The sequence below is a fragment of the Hafnia alvei genome (assembly GCF_964063325.1).
GTDB lineage: Bacteria > Pseudomonadota > Gammaproteobacteria > Enterobacterales > Enterobacteriaceae > Hafnia > Hafnia alvei_B.
In genome coordinates, this window is sequence record NZ_OZ061315.1 from 2,046,517 (window position 1) to 2,073,236 (window position 26,720).

26 protein-coding genes and 2 tRNA genes are annotated in these 26,720 nt (G+C 49.4%); 16 read left to right on the forward strand and 12 right to left on the reverse strand.

Annotated elements, in window-relative coordinates; genetic code table 11:
- Nucleotides 1-243 precede the first annotated feature (243 nt).
- Nucleotides 244-1,335, reverse strand: a complete 1,092-nt coding sequence (ychF, locus tag AB3Y96_RS09735) for a redox-regulated ATPase YchF (RefSeq protein ID WP_025801837.1) — start codon at nt 1,333-1,335, stop codon at nt 244-246.
- Between the two features lie 135 nt (nt 1,336-1,470).
- Nucleotides 1,471-2,061, reverse strand: a complete 591-nt coding sequence (pth, locus tag AB3Y96_RS09740) for an aminoacyl-tRNA hydrolase (protein ID WP_367299078.1) — start codon at nt 2,059-2,061, stop codon at nt 1,471-1,473.
- Between the two features lie 313 nt (nt 2,062-2,374).
- Between pth and ychH the strand changes: the two genes are divergently transcribed.
- Nucleotides 2,375-2,647, forward strand: coding sequence for a stress-induced protein YchH (gene ychH / locus AB3Y96_RS09745; RefSeq protein ID WP_025801841.1), 273 nt, complete (start codon nt 2,375-2,377; stop codon nt 2,645-2,647).
- Nucleotides 2,648-2,844: 197 nt separating this feature from the next.
- Here ychH and prs read toward each other — a convergent pair whose 3' ends face one another.
- From prs to lolB, 3 genes are all read right to left on the reverse strand, one after another.
- Complete coding sequence (gene prs / locus AB3Y96_RS09750; RefSeq protein WP_008813270.1) at nt 2,845-3,792, reverse strand: ribose-phosphate diphosphokinase; 948 nt, start codon at nt 3,790-3,792, stop codon at nt 2,845-2,847.
- A 293-nt stretch (nt 3,793-4,085) separates the two neighbouring features.
- Nucleotides 4,086-4,958 carry a 4-(cytidine 5'-diphospho)-2-C-methyl-D-erythritol kinase gene (ispE, locus tag AB3Y96_RS09755; protein WP_367299079.1) on the reverse strand — a complete coding sequence of 291 codons (873 nt, stop codon included), beginning with the start codon at nt 4,956-4,958 and terminating at the stop codon, nt 4,086-4,088.
- Complete coding sequence (gene lolB, locus AB3Y96_RS09760) at nt 4,955-5,575, reverse strand: lipoprotein insertase outer membrane protein LolB (RefSeq protein ID WP_282814641.1); 621 nt, start codon at nt 5,573-5,575, stop codon at nt 4,955-4,957. Before lolB ends, ispE begins: the two co-directional genes overlap by 4 nt.
- 370 nt (nt 5,576-5,945) lie before the next feature.
- Here lolB and hemA point away from each other — a divergent pair, with 370 nt between their 5' ends.
- The 6 genes from hemA (at nt 5,946) to kdsA (ending at nt 11,455) form a co-directional block, all read left to right on the forward strand.
- A complete protein-coding gene (gene hemA / locus AB3Y96_RS09765) occupies nt 5,946-7,223 on the forward strand; it encodes a glutamyl-tRNA reductase (protein WP_025801847.1) in 1,278 nt (425 codons plus the stop codon).
- Nucleotides 7,224-7,256: 33 nt separating this feature from the next.
- Nucleotides 7,257-8,339, forward strand: a complete 1,083-nt coding sequence (prfA, locus tag AB3Y96_RS09770; RefSeq protein WP_025801849.1) for a peptide chain release factor 1 — start codon at nt 7,257-7,259, stop codon at nt 8,337-8,339.
- On the forward strand, nt 8,339-9,175 hold the full coding sequence (prmC, locus tag AB3Y96_RS09775) for a peptide chain release factor N(5)-glutamine methyltransferase (protein WP_367299080.1): 837 nt from the start codon (nt 8,339-8,341) through the stop codon (nt 9,173-9,175). Before prfA ends, prmC begins: the two co-directional genes overlap by 1 nt.
- Nucleotides 9,176-9,234: 59 nt before the next feature.
- Entirely contained in the window at nt 9,235-9,633 is a 399-nt protein-coding gene (locus AB3Y96_RS09780) for a SirB2 family protein (RefSeq protein WP_025801852.1), read from the forward strand.
- A complete protein-coding gene (gene sirB1, locus AB3Y96_RS09785) occupies nt 9,630-10,439 on the forward strand; it encodes an invasion regulator SirB1 (RefSeq protein WP_072307478.1) in 810 nt (269 codons plus the stop codon). Before AB3Y96_RS09780 ends, sirB1 begins: the two co-directional genes overlap by 4 nt.
- Before the next feature lie 161 nt (nt 10,440-10,600).
- Nucleotides 10,601-11,455, forward strand: coding sequence for a 3-deoxy-8-phosphooctulonate synthase (kdsA, locus tag AB3Y96_RS09790; protein ID WP_040045137.1), 855 nt, complete (start codon nt 10,601-10,603; stop codon nt 11,453-11,455).
- Nucleotides 11,456-11,532: 77 nt separating this feature from the next.
- Here kdsA and dauA read toward each other — a convergent pair whose 3' ends face one another.
- From dauA to AB3Y96_RS09805, 3 genes are all read right to left on the reverse strand, one after another.
- Nucleotides 11,533-13,239, reverse strand: coding sequence for a C4-dicarboxylic acid transporter DauA (gene dauA, locus AB3Y96_RS09795; RefSeq protein ID WP_367299081.1), 1,707 nt, complete (start codon nt 13,237-13,239; stop codon nt 11,533-11,535).
- A gap of 1,162 nt (nt 13,240-14,401) precedes the next feature.
- Nucleotides 14,402-14,878 (reverse strand): heme-degrading domain-containing protein, encoded by a 477-nt coding sequence (locus AB3Y96_RS09800; protein ID WP_367299082.1) that lies wholly within the window; start codon nt 14,876-14,878, stop codon nt 14,402-14,404.
- 183 nt (nt 14,879-15,061) lie between these two features.
- Nucleotides 15,062-15,427, reverse strand: a complete 366-nt coding sequence (locus AB3Y96_RS09805) for an HMA2 domain-containing protein (protein WP_072307481.1) — start codon at nt 15,425-15,427, stop codon at nt 15,062-15,064.
- A gap of 249 nt (nt 15,428-15,676) precedes the next feature.
- On the opposite strand from AB3Y96_RS09805, the gene AB3Y96_RS09810 reads away from it, so the two are divergent.
- From AB3Y96_RS09810 to AB3Y96_RS09830, 5 genes are read left to right on the forward strand one after another with little or no spacing between them, the layout of a single operon-like run.
- On the forward strand, nt 15,677-16,009 hold the full coding sequence (locus tag AB3Y96_RS09810) for an HMA2 domain-containing protein (protein WP_367299083.1): 333 nt from the start codon (nt 15,677-15,679) through the stop codon (nt 16,007-16,009).
- A gap of 11 nt (nt 16,010-16,020) precedes the next feature.
- Nucleotides 16,021-16,743, forward strand: coding sequence for a YtxH domain-containing protein (locus AB3Y96_RS09815; protein ID WP_072307483.1), 723 nt, complete (start codon nt 16,021-16,023; stop codon nt 16,741-16,743).
- Nucleotides 16,727-17,041, forward strand: coding sequence for a hypothetical protein (locus AB3Y96_RS09820; protein WP_004090330.1), 315 nt, complete (start codon nt 16,727-16,729; stop codon nt 17,039-17,041). Before AB3Y96_RS09815 ends, AB3Y96_RS09820 begins: the two co-directional genes overlap by 17 nt.
- On the forward strand, nt 17,028-17,363 hold the full coding sequence (locus AB3Y96_RS09825; RefSeq protein WP_367299084.1) for a YtxH domain-containing protein: 336 nt from the start codon (nt 17,028-17,030) through the stop codon (nt 17,361-17,363). The genes AB3Y96_RS09820 and AB3Y96_RS09825 overlap by 14 nt, the downstream gene beginning before the upstream one ends.
- Nucleotides 17,360-19,444: a heavy metal translocating P-type ATPase gene (locus AB3Y96_RS09830; RefSeq protein ID WP_367299085.1), complete on the forward strand. Its 2,085-nt coding sequence runs from the start codon at nt 17,360-17,362 to the stop codon at nt 19,442-19,444. Before AB3Y96_RS09825 ends, AB3Y96_RS09830 begins: the two co-directional genes overlap by 4 nt.
- A gap of 114 nt (nt 19,445-19,558) precedes the next feature.
- Here the strand turns inward: AB3Y96_RS09830 and AB3Y96_RS09835 are convergent.
- Nucleotides 19,559-19,648 (reverse strand) — tRNA-Ser (locus tag AB3Y96_RS09835).
- A gap of 225 nt (nt 19,649-19,873) precedes the next feature.
- Between AB3Y96_RS09835 and AB3Y96_RS09840 the strand changes: the two genes are divergently transcribed.
- Nucleotides 19,874-20,299, forward strand: coding sequence for an organic hydroperoxide resistance protein (locus AB3Y96_RS09840; protein ID WP_072307485.1), 426 nt, complete (start codon nt 19,874-19,876; stop codon nt 20,297-20,299).
- An 85-nt stretch (nt 20,300-20,384) separates the two neighbouring features.
- Here AB3Y96_RS09840 and AB3Y96_RS09845 read toward each other — a convergent pair whose 3' ends face one another.
- The 3 genes from AB3Y96_RS09845 to AB3Y96_RS09855 form a co-directional block, all read right to left on the reverse strand.
- Complete coding sequence (locus AB3Y96_RS09845; RefSeq protein ID WP_367299086.1) at nt 20,385-21,416, reverse strand: HNH endonuclease; 1,032 nt, start codon at nt 21,414-21,416, stop codon at nt 20,385-20,387.
- A gap of 229 nt (nt 21,417-21,645) precedes the next feature.
- Nucleotides 21,646-21,735, reverse strand: a tRNA-Ser gene (locus AB3Y96_RS09850).
- Between the two features lie 152 nt (nt 21,736-21,887).
- Entirely contained in the window at nt 21,888-23,069 is a 1,182-nt protein-coding gene (locus AB3Y96_RS09855) for an ABC transporter substrate-binding protein (protein ID WP_367299087.1), read from the reverse strand.
- A gap of 317 nt (nt 23,070-23,386) precedes the next feature.
- On the opposite strand from AB3Y96_RS09855, the gene AB3Y96_RS09860 reads away from it, so the two are divergent.
- The 3 genes from AB3Y96_RS09860 to AB3Y96_RS09870 all read left to right on the forward strand — a co-directional run bounded on the left by AB3Y96_RS09860 (nt 23,387) and on the right by AB3Y96_RS09870 (nt 26,701).
- A complete protein-coding gene (locus tag AB3Y96_RS09860) occupies nt 23,387-24,868 on the forward strand; it encodes a peptide MFS transporter (RefSeq protein ID WP_367299088.1) in 1,482 nt (493 codons plus the stop codon).
- Nucleotides 24,869-24,917: 49 nt separating this feature from the next.
- On the forward strand, nt 24,918-25,859 hold the full coding sequence (gene ghrA / locus AB3Y96_RS09865; protein WP_367299089.1) for a glyoxylate/hydroxypyruvate reductase GhrA: 942 nt from the start codon (nt 24,918-24,920) through the stop codon (nt 25,857-25,859).
- A 104-nt stretch (nt 25,860-25,963) separates the two neighbouring features.
- The gene (locus AB3Y96_RS09870; RefSeq protein ID WP_025801880.1) at nt 25,964-26,701 is read left to right on the forward strand and encodes a phosphatase; all 738 of its coding nucleotides are present in this window, start codon (nt 25,964-25,966) and stop codon (nt 26,699-26,701) included.
- Nucleotides 26,702-26,720 lie beyond the last annotated feature (19 nt).

The following is a 26,720-nucleotide window of genomic DNA, read 5'->3' on the forward strand; positions in this document are numbered from 1 at the left end:
ATCGATGCTAATAATGAATAGTAAAAATTTCACGTATATTATATTGGCATAAGAAAATAAATACTAAAGTTGGAATGTAATTTTATCCTATATGAGCAATACATCATGTGAAATATATTTCATCGCTGCGTTAGATGTGAGTTCAGTAGTCACAATGCTCCGATTCGAGAAATTAGATGGTCAAAACAAAAATCCACGCCGAAGCGTGGATTTTTTTAGCTAGCAAGAGCAAGAAGGGGCGATTTAGACGTTGAACAAGAAGTTCATCACATCGCCATCTTTAACGATGTAGTCTTTACCTTCTGAACGCATTTTACCGGCTTCTTTCGCGCCTTGTTCACCCTTGTAGGTGATGAAGTCGTCGAATGCGATGGTTTGAGCGCGGATAAAGCCTTTTTCGAAGTCGGTGTGGATTTTACCGGCAGCCTGTGGTGCGGTAGCGCCAACAGGAATGGTCCATGCGCGCACTTCTTTCACGCCAGCGGTGAAGTAGGTTTGCAGATTCAGCAGTTCGTAACCAGCGCGAATAACGCGGTTCAGACCGGGTTCTTCCAAGCCGAGTTCAGCCATGAATTCGTCACGGTCGGCATCGTCAAGCTCAGCGATATCAGATTCAACCGCAGCACACACGGCAACGACTACAGAACCTTCTTTTGCAGCAATTTCGCGTACGATATCCAAATACGGGTTATTTTCAAAACCGTCTTCGTTGACGTTAGCGATGTACATGGTTGGTTTCAGCGTCAGGAAGCTCAGGTAGCGGATGGCAGCCTTGTCTTCATCGGTTAAATCCAGCGCACGCAGCATGCCTGCATTTTCCAGCTGTGGCAGGCATTTCTCTAGCGCAGCCAGTTCAGCTTTTGCATCTTTATCACCGCCTTTGGCTTTCTTCTGCACGCGATGCATGGCACGTTCGCAGGTGTCTAAGTCAGACAGCGCCAGTTCAGTGTTGATAACGTCGATATCGTCAGCAGGATCAACTTTGTTGTTCACGTGAATGATGTTGTCGTTTTCGAAACAACGAACAACGTGGCCGATCGCTTCGGTTTCACGGATGTTGGTCAGGAACTGGTTGCCCAAGCCTTCGCCCTTAGAGGCACCTTTTACCAAACCTGCGATATCAACGAATTCCATGGTGGTTGGCAGGATGCGCTGTGGTTTTACGATCTCAGCCAGTTTGTCCAGACGCGGATCAGGCATAGGAACGACGCCGGTGTTCGGTTCAATGGTACAGAACGGGAAGTTCGCCGCTTCGATACCCGCTTTGGTCAGCGCATTGAACAGAGTGGATTTACCCACGTTTGGTAGGCCCACAATACCGCATTTGAATCCCATGTGTTATCACCTTAACTTATTGAATATCAACAACTAAATGATAGTATGTCGAAGAAATTGGAAATTATCCGCCAATTATACACGCAAAGTACCTTTTTCTCGAATCATCCATCGGGAAAGGGCGCGCGTATATCATCAGCGTGGCGTAGATTTGAATCCGTTCATACTCGCCATTGCACGATCGATGCCTTCTTTCAGCAGTACTTCGGTACAGCGCAGCGCTTCATCAATAGCGTCGTCAATCAATGGCTGTTCGCTGGCGAGCGGCTTGCCCAACACAAAGCCGACAACCTTGCTTTTATCGCCTGGATGGCCAATACCGATGCGTAGACGGTAAAAGTTTGGGTTATTACCTAGTTTGCTCTGAATATCTTTGAGGCCGTTATGACCACCGTTTCCGCCGCCTAACTTTAATTTGGCAACGCCCGGTGGGAGGTCGAGTTCATCGTGCGCAACCAGAATTTCATCGGGTTGAATACGGTAAAAAGTGGCGAGGGCGGCAACGGCTTTGCCACTTAAGTTCATAAAGGTGGTTGGCACCAATAAACGTACGTCGTTGCCAGCCAGATTCAGGCGTGCGGTATAGCCGTAAAATTTACTTTCTTCTTTCAGTGACTGGCCGTTACGTTCAGCCAGCGCATCGACAAACCATGCCCCTGCGTTATGACGTGTTTGTGCGTATTCCGCTCCAGGATTGGCAAGGCCGACAATTAGTTTGATAGTCACGTTTTATTCCACGTATCAGAGAAGAAATTCAGCCGCGCATTTTACCCCTATGCGGCGGGAATGCAAAAACTTGGCTTAAAGGAGGGGGGTAAGTTAAAAAATAATTATTGGTTGGATAAACCATGAGCACGCTATGAACCCGTGGTGTTAAGGTTTATGTAAAAATAACGTAAAGAAAGATAAGCGAAAAAGCACAAATTGTGATGTATGGCGCAATAACCATACGCCATATGAGTCTATACTTTAAGCATAAGGAAAGATTGAACGCCGAAAGGCGTAACACATTAAGTGTTCTAACTTGAGGAGGTGATTTATGAAACGTAAAACTGCCATGAGGCTCGGTAACGTTTTTATGGGGTTAGGCCTGATCACCATGGTTGGCGGCGTAGGTTACTCCGTTCTTGCCCAGCTGCCTCAGCTCAATTTACCTCAGTTTCTGTCACACGGCGCTGTTATGAGTATCTTCGTTGGGGCGCTGTTATGGTTGGCCGGTGCGCGTATCGGTGGTCATGAACGTGTTGCCGACCGTTACTGGTGGGTTCGCCACTTTGATAAACGCTGTAATCGTAATACTCGTCATTCTTAACCTTTCACAAACGGTTGCTTTGAATAATAAGATTGCGTTTTAGAAGTTGTTAGTGAATAAGATTAAATGAATATTAGCTTGATAAATTAAAACGCCGCACTGCTTTCGCAACGCGGCGTTTTTTTGTTTGCGTCCTACCCAGTACAAACAAAAAACGGCGGATTTCTCCGCCGTTTTGCTGCATGTTGAACGAAATCTTAGTGTTCGAACATCGCAGAGATAGATTCTTCATTGCTGATACGGCGGATAGCTTCAGCCAACATGCCAGACAGTGTCAGGGTGCGAACTTTCTTCAGCGCCTTGATTTCGTCAGACAGAGGGATGGTATCGCAGACGATGATTTCATCAATCACAGAGTTTTTGATGTTGTCGATCGCGTTGCCAGAGAAGATAGGGTGGGTTGCGTAAGCAAATACACGTTTAGCACCACGTTCTTTCAGTGCTTCAGCGGCTTTACAAAGCGTACCACCGGTGTCGATCATGTCATCAACCAGCACGCAGTCGCGGCCTGCAACGTCACCGATAATGTGCATCACCTGAGAAACGTTAGCACGAGGGCGACGTTTGTCGATGATAGCCATGTCAGTATCGTTAAGCAGTTTAGCGATAGCACGGGCGCGAACAACACCACCGATATCCGGAGAAACCACAATTGGGTTTTCCAGATTCTGTTGCAGCATATCTTCCAGCAGGATCGGGCTACCGAATACGTTGTCTACCGGCACGTCGAAGAAGCCTTGAATCTGTTCAGCATGCAGGTCCACGGTAAGAACGCGGTCAACACCTACGCTTGACAGGAAGTCAGCCACGACTTTCGCCGTGATTGGCACACGCGCAGAACGCACGCGGCGGTCCTGACGGGCATAGCCAAAGTAAGGGATAACTGCGGTAATGCGGCCGGCAGAAGCGCGGCGCAGCGCGTCAACCATAACAACCAGTTCCATTAGGTTATCGTTGGTTGGTGCACAGGTGGACTGGATGATGAAAATATCACCACCGCGTACATTTTCGTTGATTTGTACGCTCACTTCGCCGTCGCTAAAACGACCTACAGCGGCGTCACCAAGGCTGGTGTACAAACGGTTGGCAATACGTTGTGCTAGTTCCGGGGTAGCGTTACCAGCAAAAAGCTTCATATCAGGCACGAGAAGAACCTCAGGCTTGCGTCCAGAGAAGTTGGCAGTACAGACACGTTAAACAGGGGGTGGTAATAGCGTGCTGCAATACCCTACGGGTGTTTCAGAACTCAAATATTCAAAGCGGTTGCAACCAAATGCTCAGGACTTTGAATATGTCTAAGTTCTCTTCATTTGCCAAACAAGACAAATGGCCGAGTCAAAACGTGGCTACTTGCGCTCAATTGTGCTCATAGTTCGCGCTATTGATGCGTTGCTGATACTTAAAACACGTATCGAACAGGGTGCATCAAACGTAAAAATCATTTTACGGACTCAATAAGCTCTGAGCGGACAAGGTGTAACGGTGAGGTATTAACGCCACGCGCAACAAAACCCTTGATCCACTCGGGGGCTCTGCAAAGCACCTGACGGGCAGAAGACTCGGTGTCAAATTCAGCAAACACACAAGCACCTGTGCCAGTCAGACGCGACGGCGCGTATTGTAACAGCCATGAAATGACCTGTTCAACCTCACGGAAACGTTTTCTTGCGGTAAGTTCGCAATCATTTGCGTACGGAATACGGAGAAGTTCCTGCAAAGACCGCACAGGAGTATCTCTTTTCAGCTCCGGATCGCCGAAGATAGCAGGGGTAGGAATATTTACACCGGGGTGTGCAACAAGGTACCATTTTTCTTCAGGATGTGCTGGATGTAACAATTCACCAACACCTTCTGCAAAAGATGCAAAGCCATTAACAAAAATAGGTACATCCGCGCCGAGCGTTAAACCTAACTTTGCCAGCTCGCTGTCGCTGAGATTGGCTTGCCATAATGTATTGAGTGCCACGAGCACGGTTGCCGCATCGGACGAACCTCCACCAAGACCTCCCCCCATCGGAATGATCTTTTCTAGCGCAATATCCGCTCCACAGTGTGAGAAGCGTTCAGGCAAATTGTCGCGCAGCAGTTTTGCTGCACGAATAATGAGGTTTTGCTCATTTGGCACGCCGTCGATAGGCGTGAGCAAATTGATCTGACCATCATTACGCGGCGTGATAGTGAGCCGATCGCCATAATCCAAAAACTGAAACAGCGTTTGCAGATTATGGTAGCCGTCTGGACGACGGCCCGTGATATATAAAAACAAGTTTAGCTTGGCGGGCGCAGGCCAAACGCGGGTGGTCGACATCATTTTTGCAGCGTCCAATTATCCATTTTGAGCTTGATACGTTGTTCACCTTGCGTAATTTCTAACTGAGCGGGCAGAGAAGGTTTGCTGTCGGCATCATATTTCAGGTAGTTCACTTTCCACGTGAGGCCATCTTTACTGTATGTCAGATCTTGCAAACGATACTGGCTATCGAGGGTGAACTCTGTTGCGTCACCCGGCAGGCCCAGCATCCATAGACGCAGGCTCTGCAGCGGAATTTGCATGCCGGTCAGTTTTTGGATCATTTCGTCAGCGTTATCGCTGACATAGCGCTTGCCTTTATTGTCTGTCAGTTGCACCACGCCCGGAATAACGTTTAATTCCATTTCAGTGCTGCCTAGCGGGTTAGTCAGCAGCAGTCGATAACGTTCGGGGGCCGTTTGTTGCCAGAAGAAGCGGGCATATACTTTTTGCTTATCGGAAAGATAGGCAAAAGCTCCGCGAGTTTGATATTCGGCGATTTTCTGAACCTGAGACTCATGTTCGCGCCACTGCGGTGCGGTAGGGCTACCGGCTGGGCCTTTATTTTGCGTAGTGCTACAAGCAGCCAATAAAACACAGCTAAGCGGCAGTAATTTAAGTAGTTTTAGTTTTTGCATCGGGTTGTCCGTTCAGATTCTCGAGGGTGGGGCGGAGAATGATCATTGCGGCTAACGCTAGCGGTCTTATCTAGCAGCGTCAATGCTTTCTGCGTGTTGTGTAGCAAATATTAAGGGTAAAAGTCAGAGAAATTGATTCAATAAGATACATCCCGATTTCGTGTGGCTTTTATTGATCTCGCGCATCAAGTAGAATGCCCGCATAAATAAACGAATATACCCGTCATACTTCAAGCTGCATGTGCGTTGGCTGCGTTCAATCACCCGAATCACTTACTTGATGTAAGCCCATCGGGATTCATTCTCTCGCCGCCTGCCTGCAGTTCGAATTACTTAGGGTATCTGAAGCGATACTATTCGACGATTTGTCATGAGCCTGCTTGCACTTGGAATCAATCACAAAACTGCGCCGGTAGCACTCCGTGAGCGGGTGACGTTTTCACCTGAAACACTGAACCATGCTATTGAAAGCTTACGCCAGCAACCCCTGGTGCAGGCTGGCGTTGTGCTGTCTACGTGTAACCGCACCGAGCTGTATCTCAGCATGGAGCAACCGGAAGATGTGCCGCCGCAGGATCTGCATAAACAGATCGTTGATTGGCTGTGCGCTTACCACAAACTGTCCCCTGACGAAGTCAACAAGAGCCTCTATTGGTATCAAGATAACGATGCCGTGAACCATTTGATGCGTGTAGCAAGTGGATTGGACTCTTTGGTATTGGGCGAACCGCAAATTTTAGGGCAGGTCAAAAAGGCCTACACGGAATCTCAACGTGAGCAGTCGATGTCTGCTGACCTTGAGCGTCTGTTCCAAAAAACGTTTTCGGTCGCCAAGCGCGTGCGTACGGAAACAGATATCGGTGCGAGTGCGGTATCGGTGGCTTTTGCCGCTTGTACGCTGGCGCGCCAGATCTTTGAATCGCTTTCTGAAGTCAATGTGCTGCTGGTTGGCGCAGGTGAAACCATCGAGCTGGTGGCGCGTCATCTGCGTGAACATAAAGTGCGGCATATGATGATTGCTAACCGCACCCGTGAACGCGCTCAGGCGTTGGCGGATGAAGTTAACGCGGAAGTGATTACGTTACCCGAAATTGATGAGCGTTTGGCGCAGGCTGATATCATCATTAGTTCTACCGCAAGCCCGTTGCCGATCATCGGTAAAGGCATGGTCGAGCGTGCGCTTAAAGCTCGCCGTAACCAGCCGATGCTGTTCGTTGATATCGCGGTTCCGCGTGATATTGAGCCGGAAGTCGGCAAACTAGCCAGCGCCTATTTGTATAGCGTCGATGATTTGCATTCGATCATTCAAAGCAATCTTGCCCAGCGCAAAGCCGCAGCCGTTCAGGCTGAGCATATTGTGCAGCAGGAAAGTGCCAATTTTATGGCCTGGCTACGAGCCCAAGGTGCGGTGGAAACTATCCGAGATTATCGTTCACAGGCCGATCAAATGCGCGCCGAGGCGGAAGCTGAAGCACTGGCCGCGATTGCACAGGGTGCCGATGTTGAAACCGTCATCCATAAATTGGCGCATCGGCTAACCAATCGACTGATTCACGCACCAACCAAATCCCTCCAGCAGGCCGCGAGTAACGGCGACATCGAAAAATTACAGGTGTTGCGCGACAGTCTCGGGCTGGACCAAAATTAGTTCCTCTTATTACATACAGGTAAATAGCCACGCATGAAGCCTTCTATCGTTGCCAAACTAGAAGCATTACAAGAGCGTCACGAAGAGGTGCAGGCGCACCTCGGAGATGCCGGAGTGATTGCCGACCAAGACCGTTTCCGCGCGCTGTCACGCGAGTACGCGCAGTTGACCGACGTCACTCGTTGTTTCCAGACCTGGCAACAGGTACAGGAGGATCTCGCCACGGCTGAGCTGATGCTAGACGATCCTGAAATGCGTGAAATGGCGCAGGAAGAGATTTCTGAAGCTAAAAATCAGATCGCAGACCTTGAGCAACAATTGCAAATTCTGCTGTTGCCGAAAGACCCTGACGATGAGCGCAGCTGCTATCTAGAAATTCGTGCAGGAACCGGCGGCGATGAAGCCGCATTGTTTGCTGGCGATATGTTCCGCATGTACAGCCGTTATGCCGAGGCACGTCGCTGGAAAGTTGAAGTGATGAGTGCTAACGAAGGCGAACACGGCGGCTTCAAAGAAGTTATCGCCAAAGTGATCGGCGAGGGTGCCTATGGTCGCTTGAAGTTTGAATCTGGCGGCCATCGCGTGCAGCGCGTCCCAGCAACGGAATCGCAAGGTCGTATCCATACTTCTGCCTGTACCGTTGCGGTGATGCCAGAAATTCCAGAAGCTGAATTGCCGGATATCAACCCAGGCGATTTGCGTATTGACACCTTCCGCTCATCGGGCGCGGGTGGACAGCACGTTAACACCACGGACTCAGCGATTCGTATTACTCACTTACCAACCGGTATCGTGGTTGAGTGCCAGGACGAACGTTCCCAGCATAAAAACAAAGCGAAAGCGTTGTCGGTGTTGGGCGCGCGTATCCGTGCGGCTGAAATGGCTAAGCGCCAGCAGGAAGAAGCGTCAACGCGTCGTAACCTGTTAGGCAGTGGCGATCGTTCGGACCGTAACCGTACCTACAACTTCCCGCAGGGTCGTGTGACCGACCACCGCATCAACCTGACGATTTATCGTCTGGATGAAGTGATGGAAGGAAAACTGGATTCGCTGATCGAACCTATCGTTCAAGAATACCAAGCGGATCAGCTGGCTTCACTTTCTGAGCAAGACTGATGCGATTTGACCAGTGGCTAAAACAGGCGATTGACAGGCTGTCTACCGGTGAAAGCCCTAAGCGTGACGCCGAGATCCTGCTGGGTTTTGTTACTGGCAAAACACGCAGCTATATTTTAGCGTTTGGCGAAACTGTGCTTTCGTCAGAGCAGGCGCAACAGCTAGAGCATCTGCTGGCGCGCCGCGAACGGGGTGAACCGGTGGCTTATCTGGTTGGAGAGCGCGAGTTTTGGTCGCTTCCGCTAGAAGTGTCACCTGCGACGCTGATCCCTCGTCCAGATACCGAATGTTTGGTGGAGAAAGCGCTCTCGCTGCTACCCGCAACGCCTTGTCGGGCGCTGGATTTAGGGACTGGCACTGGCGCAATTGCCTTGGCGCTTGCCAGTGAAAGGGCGGATAGCCAGTTCATCGGCGTTGATTATTCAGCCGATGCCGCTGCGCTTGCCCTGCGTAACGCAACACGTTTAAACCTCACTAATGCTTCATTTGTTACAGGGAGCTGGTTTGAGCCGGTTGCAGGACAGCAGTTTGCACTGATCGCGAGTAATCCGCCTTATATTGATGAAGCCGATCCGCACCTTTCGCAGGGCGATGTTCGCTTTGAGCCGGCGAGTGCATTAGTGGCTCCTGAGCAAGGGTTAGCGGATTTACGCCATATCGTGGAATATGCGCCCGATCATCTTATCCATGAAGGATGGCTGATCATGGAGCATGGCTGGCAGCAGGGCGAAGCGGTACGTCAATTACTCAACGCGCGTGGATTTGTGCAGGTCGCCACGCAGAGAGATTATGGCAACAATGACCGGATTTCATTCGGTCAGTGGATAGGCAAATAGCTGGAACACACGTTTTTATCGTGCCCAATGTCGTTGACTACAAAAAGAGGAAATAACGTATGGAAGCTTATATTGGGATAAAACATCTGCATTTGCTGACGGTAGCAATAAGCGTTGTGCTATTCATTCTGCGTTTCTTCTGGAAATGGCGTAATTCAGCTATGATAGAGCGCCGTTGGGTGAAGATTGCGCCACATGTGAACGATACCCTGCTATTTGTAACCGGTATTGCCTTGGTCTTTATCACTCGATTTTATCCATTTACCCCGCAGGGGACTTGGCTGACGGAAAAACTGGTCGGTGTTATTATTTACGTCGTGCTTGGCTATGTTGCTCTGGGCAAACGACCACGTAGCCAAAAAGTAAGATGCTTTGCTTTTGTGGCAGCACTCGTATGTTTGTACTTAATTATTAAACTGGCAATGACGAAAATGCCGTTGCTGATGGGGTATGTATGAGTTCCATAGCTGATTTTGAGTTTAACCGCTTCCCTCTGAGCGAAGGGGTTATTCTAGTTTCGCAAGCTATACGTCGTGATTTCCCTGCCGATACAGTGCGCGAAACATTGCAGCAGCTGTCTGAGCAGGCGTTGGCGCGTATTGATGCGGAATTAGATCAGGATCAGAAACTTGAGCGGCTGATCGATCTGTTCTTCAATGAGTGGGGATTTGGCGGCGTGGGCGGCGTATACCGTCTCTCTGATGCGCTCTGGCTGGATAAGGTTCTTAGCTCACGTCAGGGAACGCCGGTTTCTTTAGGGATTGTTTTCCTGCATATCGCGCACCAGCTTGATTTGCCTCTGCAGCCGGTTATTTTCCCAACCCAGCTGATCATGCGTGCAGATTGGCTCGATGAAGAAATGTGGCTGGTTAACCCGCTCAATGGCGAAACGTTAAACGAGCATACGCTAGAAGTTTGGTTGAAGGGCAATCTTGGCTTAATGGCCAGCCTTGAAGATACCGACTTTGACGAAGCAGAAAACAGCATGGTGGTGCGCAAAATGTTGAGCACCCTGAAAGCCGCGCTGATGGAAGAGAAACAGATCGAATCTGCACTGCGTGCCTGCGAGGCCTTGCTGGAATTCGACCCGGAAGATCCCTACGAAATCCGTGACCGCGGCTTGATTTATGCGCAGCTGGATTGTAATCATATTGCGGTTTCTGACCTCAGCTACTTTGTTGAACAGTGCCCAGAAGATCCCGTGTCTGAAGTGATTAAGGTTCAGATACACTCCATTGAGCAGAAAAATATTGTTCTGCACTGATTTATTTTTCCCCATGAACGCCAACCGCGCTTGTGGGGTTTAAATTCGTTATTTTTGCCTCCATTTATTGATTCTTATGCCGGACGTTTTGTTATCGCTGTTACAACAGCGACTTCAGAGCCAAAAGGTATACACGGTTACTTGAACATTAAGGCGCAAGCATGAAACAGAAAGTTGTCAGCATTGGTGATATCAAAGTCGCGAACGATTTACCGTTCGTTCTTTTCGGTGGCATGAACGTGCTGGAATCGCGTGATTTGGCGATGCGTATCTGTGAGCACTACGTTACCGTTACTCAAAAACTGGGTATCCCTTACGTTTTCAAAGCTTCTTTTGATAAAGCCAACCGTTCTTCCATTCACTCTTACCGTGGCCCAGGTCTGGAAGAGGGAATGCGCATCTTCCAAGATATCAAACAGGCTTTCGGCGTTAAAATTATCACTGACGTGCATACGCCAGAACAGGCACAGCCTGTTGCCGACGTGGTTGATGTGATCCAGCTGCCTGCATTTTTGGCCCGCCAAACCGATCTGGTTGAAGCCATGGCGAAAACCGGTGCGGTAATCAACGTGAAAAAACCACAGTTCCTGAGCCCAGGCCAGATGGGGAACATCGTTGATAAGTTTGAAGAAGGCGGCAACGATAAAATCATTCTGTGCGATCGCGGCGCTAACTTCGGCTACGACAATCTGGTTGTTGATATGCTGGGTTTTGGCGTGATGAAAAATGCGTCTAAAGGTAGCCCGGTGATCTTCGACGTAACCCACTCACTGCAGTGCCGCGACCCGTTTGGCGCCGCATCTGGCGGACGTCGTGCGCAGGTGACCGAGCTGGCTCGTTCAGGCATGGCGATTGGTTTGGCTGGCCTGTTTATTGAAGCCCATCCAGATCCAGCCAATGCACGCTGCGATGGCCCATCTGCACTGCCGCTTGATAAACTTGAGCCATTCTTGGTTCAGATGAAAGCGATTGACGATCTGGTGAAAAACTTCCCAGAGCTAGATACTTCTAACTAATCTTATTGAGATTTTAGTTAGGATATGAAAAAGGCACGCATGATGGCGTGCCTTTTTTGTCTCTAACGAGCTTAGAACTAAGAGGAAACGCTCTCGTTCAAATGTTTAACTGCGTCTGGCAGGGTAGAAAAGAAGGCGAGTTTGCCCGCGATGGGCGCGATCCGAGCGCGAGCAAAGGTTTTCAGCGGTTGGAAAGGAATATCGGTGATAATCAACTGTTTCCCTTCGGGTAACGCTTCAACGAAGCGCTGGAATGCGTTCAACCCTCCCGCATCAAGCACCGGAACCGCGTCCCACTGCATAACGAGGGTATTGTAATCTTCGCTTTGTGCCAACAGCTCAGAGAAGATACGTTCGGCAGCAGCGAAGAATAGAGGCCCGCTAACGCGCAGCATCAGCGTTGACGTTTCGGCCGATTCACTCAACACGCTTAAGCGCGTCATCCGTGCAATACGACGCATAAACAGCAGAGATGCCAGCACAATCCCCACTGTTATGGCAATCACCATGTCGAATAGCACCGTCAATGACATGCACATCAGCATAACGATGATGTCGTCTTTCGGGGCGCGACGCAGCAGATAAACCACTTTATGCGCTTCGCTCATATTCCACGCCACCATTAGCAGCAGTGAAGCCATTGCGGCCAGCGGCAGGAAGGAGAGCCATGGCGCTAACACCAGCAGGGCGAGGATCACCAGCAGTGAGTGAATAACGGCAGAGACAGGGGAGGTTGCTCCCGCGCGAACGTTAGCGGCTGAGCGCGCAATCGCCGCCGTAGCAGTGATACCGCCAAAGAAAGGCGCAGCAATATTACCCAATCCCTGCCCGATAAGTTCGCCGTTAGAATTGTGCTTTTTCCCGGTCATACCGTCGAGAACCACTGCGCACAGTAGGGACTCAATAGCACCCAACATCGCCATAGAGAAGGCCGCTGGCATCAAGGCGGTGAGCGTGTTCCAGCTTAAATCAATAGGCTGCCCATTTCCCGATGGCAGATTCCACGGCAGCACAAACTGCGGCAAAATCGGCGGTATGCCTTGGCCTTGGGTACCGTCGGCGAGCAGGTAACTAAAGCGAGAACCGATAGTGGCTACGTGCGTATCAAAGAGCGCAAAAATACCCATGATGGCAGTACCAGCCAGTAGCGCAGGTAAATGCCCCGGTAAACGCAGCCCTAATCGAGGCCAGAAAATTAATACTGCCAGCGTGGTTACGCCAATCAGCGTATCTGCCCAACTAATGGTGGGCAGAGCCTGCGCTAACGCCGCGACTTTCATGAGATAACTTTCTGGCACATGTTCGAGATGCAAACCAAAGAAATCTTTGATTTGCATGGTTCCAATGGTAATCGCAATACCAGAGGTGAAACCAAGGGTGACAGAAAGGGGGATATATTCAATCAGACGGCCAAAACGAGCCAGCCCCATCAGCAGTAAAAATACCCCAGACATCAACGTTGCCAGTAACAGGCCGGATAGACCAAACTGTTGCGACACTGGATACAAAATAACGACAAAAGCAGCCGTCGGGCCTGAAACACTAAAACGTGAACCGCCGCTTAATGCGATCACAATACCCGCAACGGCTGAGGTATATAAACCATATTGAGGCGGTACGCCGCTGCCGATGGCAAGGGCCATCGCCAAAGGAATCGCAATAATGCCGACGGTGATGCCGGCAATAATATCTTTAACAAAGCGCTGTGCGTTATAAGGCTCACGCCAGCAGGCCTCTATCAGCGCGCTAAACGGCATCACACCGTTAATTTTATGCGTTTTCATTATACGAATTGTTAGCTAGTGACCTAGCTCCCTAAGAGAGGTTCAACGACTACACCATTGGCATCTGGCCAAATGGACTCCCGCTGGTGACAAAATGGGCACAATTTTGGTACACCCCAAGCTTGCTTTATCGCGATAAATCCGCTGATTCACACAAAAGAATCACTCCAGCGACGAATCGCTTTGGAACCGGAATATAACGGATGAAACAGAATCTCAAAGAAGGGCACAATTTCTAACCACTGTTTTCATCAGACCTAGAACTAGGTTACTGAATCAACCACCATCCATGACAGTTTACACCCAGTTGGCTGAAATTGCCTTGACTAAAGTCTATAACTCTCTCTCAAAGTCAAAAAAAAGCTGGTTTATCAATCTTAAAGAGCAAATTAAACCTGATGCCAAAGTCGGGCCTAGACTCGCGAAAATGAGGGTGAGAAAGAATGGATTATGTTAGCGATAATTAAAAGTGGAATAAAAATCCTATATTGACTCTTATGATAATATTTATTCTTATTAGAAGATAAATTCGCATGAATTTGAGGAACGCTAAGTTATTTGATCGCTTTTACTCATAGGTTATCTACCAGCGAAACTATTTTCTGTTGATTCTTATCACGCTAATGCCATCGACTATTTACTTTTAGATAAGTCTACATAAAGCGCTATTAATGACATATGGCTGAGCATAGCAGTGAGCTTTTCAATTTTTTTTACTATTATTTTAAGCAATGGAGTTTGTGGGTGAACTATACGTCGTCAGCTAAATTATTTGTTTTCATGGTGTTTTTATTGATTATACTCAGCGCTTCGGCGCTCATCTATCTGATGAGTCATTAACCAGTGCTTTAGCGATGCTGGCAGGTAAGTCTTCTAGAGATGAACGTCAGCGCGAAATACTCCGCTTAAATGGCGCATGCGTAAATTAAAGATGAGCAATTAATATATATCGGTGCGAATGCTTAATTGACACCGTGGTGGCTAATGACTAATTAGTAGAAAATTGTGGTGCCGACAGCAACATTGCGGGTGAATAACGCTATTTTTTTGCGATAGATATCGTGGTTTATTGCTGCGCCATTGCTCAATACAGACAGTATATTACGCTATAGCAATGGCGAAGCTGAATGAAGTCAATTTCTACTTTTAGTCGGTATAGCGGTTAACGAGCGGTTAACTTGAGAAAACGAGATATTACGGTTGTTACTATCTGGTGATCGTCAAGTTGCGGAGCACCAGAAACAGTGATGGTTCCTACACATCCAGTGTCCTTAATGATCAGCGGAAAACAGCCGCCGTGCGCGGCGTAGTCATTTAAACTTAGGCCGTAGCGTTCTTCCAGCGTCGAATTGCGTTGCTGTAACCGCAGACCGATAGCATAAGAGCTCTTATGAAAGCGATTAACCACGTTGCGTTTCCGACGGATCCATTCGGCATTATCTGGAGATGTGCCGTGCATGGCGTAATGGAATAGCGTGTGCCCAGCTAACTGAATATCAATACTGACGGCAACCCCACGGCGTTCAGCTTCGGCTTTCAGCGCAGAGCCAATTTCCCATGCGCTATCGGTATTAAATGAAGAAAACTGCAAGTTGGCTTCTTCTGCGGCAAGCAGGGCTAATTCGTCTTCAGTATTCATTGAGGGTTTTCCTTCATCTAAAAATGGCAGCATAACGTTTGGCATAGCGCAGAGCTAGACCGGTTAGTTATAACTCAGCACGTTCAACGTTAATTCAGCCGCGATGCTAATCACGAATCTAATTCACTAGATAGCAAAACGCCGTCTCTGCGGGCAGAAACGGCGTTTAAGAAAGAATATACATTAGCGGGCGAGGGCAGTAACCGCGCTTACCAGTGAGCCACCCACGGTACGTTTTAAGGTCAGAATGGCGATGCCTTTAACTAAAGAGACCGCGCTACGGCGAATGGTGCTATCAATGTAGTCTTTGTCCTTTTGCACAGACAACCAGCCCATTGCCTCAATCTGAGCGAGCAGAGCTGCTGCTTTGACCTGCTTAGAGTCAAAACGAATCGCCACCGAGCCCGCATAAAGGCGGTGAGTGATCTCTTCAATTCCATCTGTCGCTTGCAGTTGTTTGATCGCTTCTTTGACAAGCTTTGGATTGCGCTGAATAAAATCCGAACGTACACGGATGCGATTTTGAGTTTGGTGCAGGTAAGGTGACATGTGAGCCTCATACATGATAACCGTAATGAGAATAATTTATATTAATGAAATCACTCTGTCTATCCCTTGTCGACTTTTTCCGCACTTTCAGAACGTATCAATTCTCACTTTCGATCATTAATTGATGGACCGCAAACATAGCGCTAAAAGCTTACTTTTAGTGTGAATACCTATAGCTTTATACGATAGATTAGCCCTAGACATCCAAAGTACTTTGCACTTGAACGCCAATGATGAACGGGATTTTTCATGCAGTTAGAAGATTTAAACGGACTCATGACGCTACGTCGCTTTGTTGAGGTGGCTCATCATATTCCAGGGCGCATTCGTTTGCGCTTCACCAATCGCCTGATTTCAGGTTTAAGCAAGAACAAGCTGTCTGCACTTGAAGAAATATGCCACCCAGAGGGCTATCTGCGTAGCTATTCACTGAATACGGCCACGGGAAGTCTGGTGCTGGAATACAGTGCCGCGCACATTTCACCAACAACACTTAATCAGCTTTTTGGCGATGACGACGCTCTCGCTCATCAGGCTCTTGAGCAGATTTACTCCATTCTTTCACATTCAGAAAGCAAATAAGGGATCACACTATGAGTAACGACAACAATAACCCAATGAATCAGGGTGCACCTTATTATCCACCGTTTGGCTATCCGTATTACCCGCCGATGCCTGAGATGCAACAACAGCCTGCTCAGCAGATGCCCCCGCAGCCGCAGCAGCCGCCGATGGGCTGGCCACAGCAGCCGGTTTGGTATCCGCACATGATGCCGGGATTCCCTCCAATGGGCTATCCGATGCCGCAGCAGCCAATGATGCCACCGCAACAGGCTATGCCACATCCGCATCATCCACATCACCATCATCACGCAGCTGCTCCGGGATTTGATTGGAGCTCACAGGCGCAGGGTATGGTTGAAGGCATGATGGGCGAACAGGCTGGTTTGCTGAAAAACATCATCAGCACAATTGGTGCCGACGATAAAGAATTCTGGAAAGGCGCGATGATCGGCGCAGCTGCCACGCTGCTGTTGACCAACGAAAGCGTACGCAACATGTTGATGCAAACCGTGGCTAACGCTGGCGATTTGTTGAAAACCGGCGGTGCGAAAGTGAAAGATGGCGTGATGAGCGGAGCAGAAACGATCAAAGAAACCGCTACTACCAGCAGCACGATTTTTCGTGACACGCTGAAAGCCGGTAAAGATGGTTTCACTGAGTCAGTAGAACGTCATCGCCAGCCTGCGCCTGCCGCCGCTGCGATGGGAGAAGGGCAAGAGACGGAAGGATCTCTGGATGAGCAACAATCGTGATGAATTAAGTTCCGTCAGCCGCGCGTTGATTGCTGGCGCCTTGGTAGGAACGACGACGTCTTGTATTGAACAGTGGCGCAGCTATCAGAACGGTGAGAAAAGCCTCAATCAAACGGCGGCGAAAGTGGTTAGCGATGCCACCAAAGCGGGTTTGGTTAGCGGTGCTGTGATGGCGGTCGCCAGCGCAACGGCGGGCCGCCCACTCTTAACGATGTTGACCGTGATCAGTGCCGGAGCTGCCGGACTTTATCTGATGGACGCAATGAAAAATAAGGAAAATGACAATGAATCAGCCTAACTATCCTTATGGTTACCCGTATTACTACTACAACAATGCGCAAGGCTATGTTAATCCACAGCAGATGCCTGCACAGCCCGCTGCGTCTCAGCCTTCGAACTATCGTCAGGCGAATGGACGTACTCACTTGCTAACTGGCATGGTGGCTGGTGCAGCTATCGCGTACTTACTGACTAATCGTCAGGTTCAGCAGGGGATCACCACCACAGCGAGCAAAGCATGGGGAACCGTGCGGGGCGAAGTGGAAGAGCTCAAAGAGCGTCTGGCAGATTTACAGGCCGAGCTCGATTATTACCACAGCAAGGAACAGGACGCCGAGTGAAAGCTATCTCTCCTGACATGATTGTTGTTGTACACCGTCTGCCAGGGCGTATGCGCGTGCGTGTTCCTCAGCTTCGCACCATGCCAGATTGTGCGGCATGGTTGAAGCGTCAGCTGCTTTCATTCCCCGGTGTGACGGGGACACGCCTGCGGCCTGAGGCACGTTCGGCAGTCATCACCTATGACGTGGCGGCGACCAGCGAGGAACCGCTATTAGCTAAGCTGCGCAGCCTCGATTGGGCGCAGCGAACCGAAGGCGAATACGAAACCGAATACTGTGGCGGGGATAACCTACTTAACATCGGTGGGCTGGCGCTTTCTCAGCTGTTACCCAAAAAATGGGCGGCGTTGCCAACCTTATTGCTGACGTCATCGACGTTGAGCGAAGGGGCACATCAGCTTGCCCAGCGTAAGCTGAAAGTCGAAGTGCTGGACGCGCTGGCGCTAGGGTTATCGATGGCGCGCGGTGATTATCGTACCGCGATGCTGACCCAATCGCTGTTGACGCTTGGCGAATATATGGAGCAGGAAACCAGCCGTCATTCCGATGCGTTGTTGGCAAGCCTCATGCAGCCGCGCGAGCATCCGGTTTGGGTTGAGCGTGATGGGCAAAGCGTTGAAATCCAGTCTGAAGCTCTGGTTAACGGCGATGTGATGCTATTGGGGCCGGGCGATAATATTCCCGCCGATGGCACCGTGATTCGTGGCGTCGGGTTAATCAACCAAGCATCGATGACCGGCGAGGGCGTTCCCGTTCGCCGCGAGGTTGGCGCGTGGATCTATGCGGGTACGCAGGTACAAGATGGCAATATCGCCGTGCGTGCCGAACGCGTTGGCGATGATTCTTCTACGGCCAATATCCGCCGCTTTATCACTGACTCATTAAGCCAGCGTAGTGAGACGCAGAAGGTCACGCAGGAAATGGCCGATCGCCGTGTGGCGATCACCATGGGCGTGGGCGCAGCGGTATTTGCAATGACCCGTGACTGGCAACGCTTGGCCTCGGTGTTCTTGGTCGATTACTCATGTGCGTTAAAACTTAGTACGCCAATCGCGTTCAAGTCGATCATGTATCGTGCTGCGCGCAACGGCCTGCTGTTGAAAGGCGGTCGTGCAATCGAGCAGTTGGCAGCGGTTGATACCGTCGTCTTCGATAAAACCGGCACGCTCACCCATGGCGACATGCTGGTGACCGATGTGGTGAGCTTCGATCCGGAGCGCACGTGGGCTGAACGTTTGCTGGCTATTGCCGCGTCGGTTGAAGAGCACAGCAATCATCCATTGGCGCGTGCGGTGGTAGCAGCGGCAGAACATCACGAATTACCGCACATTAACCACGGCGAAGTTGAATACGTGATTGCTCATGGCCTATTGAGTGAGTTGGACGATCACCAGATGGTGATTGGTAGCCGTCACTTCCTCAGCTGTCACTATGATATCGATTTTGCCCCGTATGCGGATGAAATTGCTGAGCTGGAACAGCAAGGCCGTCATCTTCTGTTTATCGGTTTGGATAATCAGCTCGTGGGTATGATTGGTCTACAGGACAACGTGCGTGAAGAGGCTGCTCAGGTAATTGCACAGCTGCGCGAGCATGGCATCAACAACGTTGTGTTGCTGACCGGCGATAAAGCGGAGAAAGCGGAGCAATTAGCCGCGGAACTGGGCATTGATCGTTTTTATGCGCAGGCAACGCCAGAAAGCAAAGTTGACGTGGTGCGTCAGTTACAAGAGCAGGGACACCGTGTCTTGTTCGTGGGCGACGGTATCAACGATGCTCCGGTGCTAACGCAGGCCAACGTAGGCTTAGCGATGAACCAGAGCACGGAGCTGGCTCAGCAGGCGGCAGACGCCGTGCTGTTGCAGGATCATCTGCACGGCATTGTGGCCGCACGTGAGCTCTCTTTGGAAGCGATGAAGCTGGTCAACAGCAATATTCGTCTAACGGAGTGGGTGAACAGTTCCATTATGCTGGCTGCGGCGCTGGGCTGGTTAACGCCAACCGCCAGTGCGTTGCTGCATAACGGCACTACGCTGGGTGTGCTACTGCGCTCTTTGGCAGCTAAAAACGCCGGAAAGTAGGTGGCTAACGATTCTTGGCCTGACGGAATAGTGTGAGGCCAAGAGTCATACCCCAACCTAAATTTTAGATATAAAAAAGCCCCGAATTTTCATTCGGGGCTTTTTTATAGAATATGGCGGTGAGAGAGGGGTTCGAACCCTCGATACGCTTTCGCGTATACACACTTTCCAGGCGTGCTCCTTCAGCCACTCAGACACCTCACCGTTTCGTTGCCGTGCTATGCACTGCAACGGGGCGCTACTATAGGGATTCACCCTCGCAGGGTCAAGAATAATTTCAGTAAAAACGCGCGTCTGGCGAGGGAATAGCCAATCGGAGTGCTCTGACATCATCCTTGGTCGAGATGTACTACAGTTACCCAATATAAGTGAGTTACCAAATTAAAGTGACTAAACCACAATTCTCTAATCAGCCAAAAGGAAAACGTTATGTCGATTGAAAAAGTTGTCTATCGTGCAAAAGCGAAAGCCACCGGCGGCCGAGATGGTCGTGCCACCTCATCTGACGGTGTGTTGGATGTTAAGTTGGGCGTACCAAAGGAAATGGGCGGTGCCGGTGGTGCGGTGACCAATCCAGAGCAGCTCTTTGCCGCAGGGTATTCGGCCTGTTTTCTCGGCGCACTGAAATTTGTGGCCTCGAAAGAAAAGGTCAAAGTTCCCGCCGATGCTCAGATTGAAGGTACCGTGGGAATAGGCGAAATTCCAGGAGGCTTTGGGATTGAGGTTCAGCTGGATATCAGTTTGCCAGGTATCGAACGTAGCGTGGCAGAGGATCTGGTGAAGAAAGCGCATCAGGTATGCCCATATTCCAACGCAACCCGTGGCAATATTGATGTGAAACTGAACGTCATTTAGCCATTTAGCACGCACGCCTGAATGATAAAAAACAAAAAGCCCTGAATTTTCATTCAGGGCTTTTTGTTAGAACAGAGAGCCCGCATTAGTTATTTTGGTCAAAAATAGCATTGTGATGTTCTATATATTTTTTAAAACGACTTAACTCAGTTACATTGATATTATCTAGATTTAACTCTTCGCCATCACATATACCCAATCCCTTCAGTTGCTGCTTATCACAATGCTGAGAAATTTTTAATATGCACTTGTAGCCTTGAAATTTAAAAGTAATCATATAACGGTCAAACAGTTTATCTATGTGAGAACACAATAATATACCATTAGCGCCATCTAACCTTTCATCCGAGCTTTCACAATCTCGCCAGGGTTTTATGTGAGATGCTATTAGCATCTCTCTAATATTTACTAATGTTACTGCGCATTTTTCCCCGCCCCAGGTTTTAATCACATTCTCTTTAAAACGGCCTTGACCAATACGCGCCTTGATAAGCGTATCCTTCTCAGTATCGCTCAAATCGGAGGTAAGAATGCTAGTTATATCGGATGATAATGGATCAATATTGTCTTTTTTCCCTTCGAAGGGAGCTTCATCTGTATTCAGTAAAATATATCTATGGTTTTTTATGTTCTCTGTAATATCTATTGGATTGTTATATAATACAACATCATCCGGTTTGAACTTTATATTGAAATTTAGAAGGGCTGATGTGTTTTTAGTTATCGATGTAGGCTCTAATCCAATTGAGGATAAATCATGCTGCATTTTTGCTAATCGACCATTTTCCCCGAAGTGGTTAATAGCACTTTGGGCTTCATGCTCATCTATACAGACCACATTCGCTATGTGACCTATACAGATTTTTTTGCTAGATGCCTTCTCAAAGTAATATAAATATATCGTGTAGACCCTCCCTTTATGAGCATTGTTATTAATGGGTTGAAGAAAAGAGTACTGATATCCGTGAATTAAATTTGTATAGTCGAACAACCATTCCTCGTGTCCAAATCCAGGGTTCACTTCGAATGAGTTGTTATCAGTACTTTTTCCATTCGGGCCTGAAGGCTTTTTCCAATCATTACTATTCCAGCAGATACGAGCTATTTTATTATCCATTTTTTCATCCATAAAATTTAGCTTTAATAGATTGTTATGCTAAATAAGCAACGTATCTATTTATATACTCAAAAATCCAACACATAAATGATCTGTATCTTGTATTAAGATAAAACTGTATTTTTATCGTATGCCGATTTGCGAATTAGAGAGGATGGGCATGTGTGATGCTAGACGAGGGGAAAAACAAAAAGCCCTGAATTTTCATTCAGGGCTTTTTGTTAGAATATGGCGGTGAGAGAGGGGTTCGAACCCTCGATACGCTTTCGCGTATACACACTTTCCAGGCGTGCTCCTTCAGCCACTCAGACACCTCACCGTTTATCGCAGCGTCGCCGTTGCGATGGGCGCTAATGTAGGGAAAACAGCGTGATGCGTCAACTTTATTTTTATCAAAACCAACTGTTTAGCTAAACAATCAGCAGATTGTTGTTTTCCTCAACGATAGCTGGCGTCTTTTACAACACCCTGTTAGTGCCCGTAGCGTTTTTGCCATTCAGCTTCCAATGCCACTTGCCACGACGGATGAGGCTCCGCGATGGCATTAAACAGCGGTTTCTGCGCGGTAAATAGTGCGCGCTCAGCCGGTGGTAAACGCTCAACGTCTAAAACGCTCGGATCTCCCCACTGTTTACTATCAGCCTTACGTGCCTGTGCCTCTGGCGACATGAGGAAATTAATCACAACTTCGGCAGCGGGTTTGGCGCGTGCGTTGAAGGGGATCGCTAAGAAGTGCACGTTGGTGAGTGCACCCTGATTTAATGCGTAAGTTTGCGCATCGGGCGGGAGGCTACCGGCGGCAATAGCCGCTGGCGCAATGCCAGGATTGAACGTAATCGCCATATCAAGTTCATTATCGTTAAACATCTGGATCATCTGCGCATCGCTGGTTGGGAATACTTTCCCTTGCCGCCACAGGAACGGATGCAGGGCGTCGAGATAAGCCCACAGCGGTGCCGTATCGCGGGCAAATGTCTCTGCATCGACCGGTTTGTCTAGCGCAACGCCCGACGTTAGCCCGATCAGCGCCATTTTCAAGAAACTGGAACCGTGAAATTGAGGAGGGCGTGGATAGGTAATACGTCCTGGATGAACTTTCGCATAATTAAGCAATGCGGAAAGATCGGCAGGAGGATTCGGCGTGGCTTTTACATCATGAATAAAGACCAGTTGCCCGACGCCCCAAGGCGCTTCAAATCCGTCGGTAGGTACGGTGAAGTCCTGCGTTACCGGCAGTTTTTTATCCACCCATTGCCAGTTGGGTAAAGCCTGTACGAATGGGCCATACAGTAAACCATTTTGTTTTAAGGCGTTGAAGTTTTCGCCGTTGACCCACACCAGATCGGTGCTGCCATTTGCGGTATTGCCAGCGGCTTTCTCAGCACGAATGCGATTAACTGTCTCAGCAATATCTGCCACTTTTACCTGTTTTAGCGTAATACCGTAGCGGGTTTGCAGCTCGGCCGTTACCCAGTCGAGATAGTGATTCACCTGCGTGCTACCACCCCAAGCGTTGAAATAAACCGTTTGACCCTCTGCCTGTTTTAGAGTTTGCACCCATGCCGCCGTAGGTTCCGCTGTATCGGCGTACACCGCTGGGGTGAGCAAACACAAACTGGTCAAAAGGGTAGGGAGTAGATTTCGCAGACGCATAATCAGCCTTATCAATAATGAAAACCAGATTGTAATGGCCTTTGTATATAAAAACATTAGCTTCAAGATGTATACATGAAGGCGACGTAAGTTTTTAAAACCAGCAAACGTGAATAGTTACGCCAATAAACTGGATAAATAATGACTAAACAGACGAAATAACAACATTAACTCTGGTGTTTTGGATATTTATCTCGCTAAATGAGAACGAGGCTTGAACAAAAGATAACGGAATAATAGCCAACAAGCCCGCCGATCCTAGGCCCAGGTAATCCTCAGGAAGAGTGTCTACAACATCATTTAGTAAGGGGACAGCGGTGAGCTCGACGACACCCATTCAACCATCATCACACCGCAGCGCCATTCCGGCTGGCTCTGGTGCACTATTCTTTATCCAAACCTTTTCAACGCTTGGTTTTGCCGTGCTTTACTCCACCTTGGTGCTGTATGCGACCAAGCGGCTAGGATTCAGCGAAAGCGATGCCAATGCCATGATGGGCGTCTTTGGTGCGTTTAACTATGGGCTGCACCTGTTTGGCGGCTATCTCGGTGGCCGTTGCCTGAGCAACCGTAACCTCTTTATTTTAGGTATGGTATTGCAGGTCATCGGCTGTTACATGATTGCTGAGTTGGGCGTATCAGGCCTGTATTGGGGATTGGCGATGTTCCTTACCGGCAGCGGATTAAACGTCACGTGCCTGAACATGATGCTGACCCAACGCTTTGCCCCAGACGACGATCGCCGTGAAGGCGCATTCCTGTGGAACTATGCGGGCATGAACCTTGGCTTTTTTGCCGGTTTTGCCGTCGCGGGGTATTTCCAACTCAGTGAAAACTATCGCGCACTGTTCTTATTTGCCACCATCGGTAATGCGGTTGCCATTCTGGTTACGCTATCGCGCTGGCGCATCTTGGCGGACATCAATACTCCTCTCAAGCAGGCATCGCGCAAATCTTTCTATTTGCGAATGCTGGCGGGCTTGGTTGTGCTGGTGGCATTGGTGCCGATTATCCGTGTGCTGCTGACCCACGCCGATTTCAGCAGCTATTTCGTGGTCGTGTTAGGCATTCTGATTTTCATTATGCTGTGCATTATGACGCTGCGTCATCGTGAAGCCGACGAGCGTCGTCGTATGGTGGCCTACCTGATTTTAGCAGCAGGATCTTTAGTGTTTTGGTCGCTGTACCAGCTGGCCCCAATGGGCTTGATGCTGTTCTCCGAGCATAATATCGATCTGAATGTTTATGGTCTGCGCGTAGCACCTCAGTGGATCCAAAATATTAATACGGTAGTGATTGTCGTCGGTGGACCGCTGATGGCACTCCTATTTAAACGCTTACGTGAACGTGGCTTAAACATTGATATACCTTTGCAATTTTGTGCCTCACTGTTTTGCATGGGATTAGGTATGCTGGTTCTGCCGCTGGGGATCCAACTTGCAGGCGGTGATGGTTTAGTCGCATTCAAATGGATTGCGTTGAGCTATGTGTTGCAAAGCTTTGGTGAACTGATGATTTCGCCAATTGGCTACGCGATGATCGGAAAACTAGCGCCGGCACGCCATCAAGGTTTGATGATGGGCTGTTGGATGATGGTCACCGGCGTGGCCTCCGTGCTGGCCGGATACGTTTCAGGGTTGATGCCGCAAAATAGCGGCAGCACACCGTTAGAAACTAACCCTGGCTACAGCAGCGTATTCAATGCGTTAGGCTGGGGTTCTGTCGCCACCGGCGTGGTGTTGGTGTTGTTAATCCCGCTGCTGCGTCGATTAATTGCCCAACAGCATCAGGCTAGATAATACCGCGCGAGCGAACAATGTGATTAAGACAGAAAACTGGAGGCACGAAGTGGATATCATTTACTACCATCCGTTTTTTAATGCGCAGATTTGGCTGGATGGTATGCGGAAACGCTTACCGGAAGCGAATATTCGCCAGTGGCAATTTGGGGATGATAAGCCCGCAGACTATGCGCTGGTTTGGCAACCGCCGTTTGAGATGCTGGCTAAGCGTCAAGATTTACGCGGCGTATTTGCGCTGGGCGCAGGCGTTGACGCGATTTTAGCTCAGGAAAGGGCGAATCCAGGAACGTTGCCGAAAGGTGTTCCGCTGGTGCGTTTAGAAGACACCGGAATGGCGTTGCAGATGGAAGAGTATGCGGCGGCCGCCGCGCTGCGCTATTTCCGTCGCTTCGACGAGTACGAGCAGCAACAGCGTCAGGGTGTCTGGCAGTATCTGGCACCGCATGACGCCTCGCAGTTTGTGGTGGGGGTTTTGGGCGCGGGGGTTCTGGGCGGAAAAGTGGCTGAGCGTTTGGCTTCGTTTGGCCTACAGGTTCGCTGCTGGAGCCGCACGGAAAAACACTATAGCGACGTTCAGAGTTTCTTCGGTCAAGATCAGTTTGCGTCGTTCCTCCAAGGGACCCAGTTGCTGATAAACCTGCTACCGAATACGCCAGAAACCGTGGGTATTCTCGACCAGTCTCTGTTTGCGCAGCTTAATGCGGGTGCCTATATCATCAACTTGGCGCGCGGCGCGCACATGAAAGAGGATGATTTGCTGGCTGCGTTGGAGTCTGGACAGGTTGCCGCGGCAACGCTCGACGTGTTTGCCAAAGAACCTTTGGCGACCGATCATCCTTTCTGGAAACACCCTCGAGTGACGATTACGCCACATATCGCCGCTATCACCCTGCCCGACGTTGCGATGGATTATGTCGCACAAAACATCTTGGCGATTGAAGCTGGGAAAACGCCGGAAGGTGTAGTAAACATGGATTTAGGTTATTGATGCTTTAGAAAATATTCATTGCTGTATGAATACGTTCTATTTGCTAACCTTATAGGGACACGCCTGCTGGTGCCAAAACCAGCGGGCCTTAGACAGGAGAAGCCATGTATCCCGTAGATTTGCATATGCACACCGTGGCAAGTACCCACGCTTACAGCACCCTTCATGACTATATCGCCCAAGCAAAAAAGTGTGGTATCAAACTTTTTGCCATTACCGATCACGGCCCTGATATGGCCGATGCGCCGCATTATTGGCATTTCATGAACATGCGTGTGTGGCCACGCATTGTTGATGGCGTGGCTATTTTGCGCGGCATCGAATCTAACATTAAGAATACGCAGGGCGAAATTGACTGCACGGGCCGTATGTTAGACGAGATGGACCTGATTATTGCGGGATTCCACGAGCCGGTGTTTGCACCGCGCGACCGCGATAGCCATACCGAAGCGATGATCGCCACCATGGCCAACGGCGATGCTGACATTATTAGCCATCCGGGCAATCCGAAATTTCCAATCGATATTCGCGCGGTTGCTGAAGCGGCTGCGCGTTATAACGTGGCGCTAGAGCTGAACAACTCCTCATTTACACATTCGCGAATTGGTAGTGAAGCAAACTGCCGAGCCATTGCGGAAGCGGTGCGTGATGCCGGTGGCTATCTGTCGCTAGGGTCAGATTCGCATGTTGCATTTTCGCTGGGAAGTTTTGATCACTGTATCCGGATCATGAATGAGGTAAACTTCCCGCAGGATCGGGTGCTCAACGTAACGCCGCGCCGTCTGCTCGATTTTCTGGTTGAGCGAGGGAAGGGTGCGATCCCAGAACTGGCCGATTGGTAATTAATTAGCAACTCGCGTG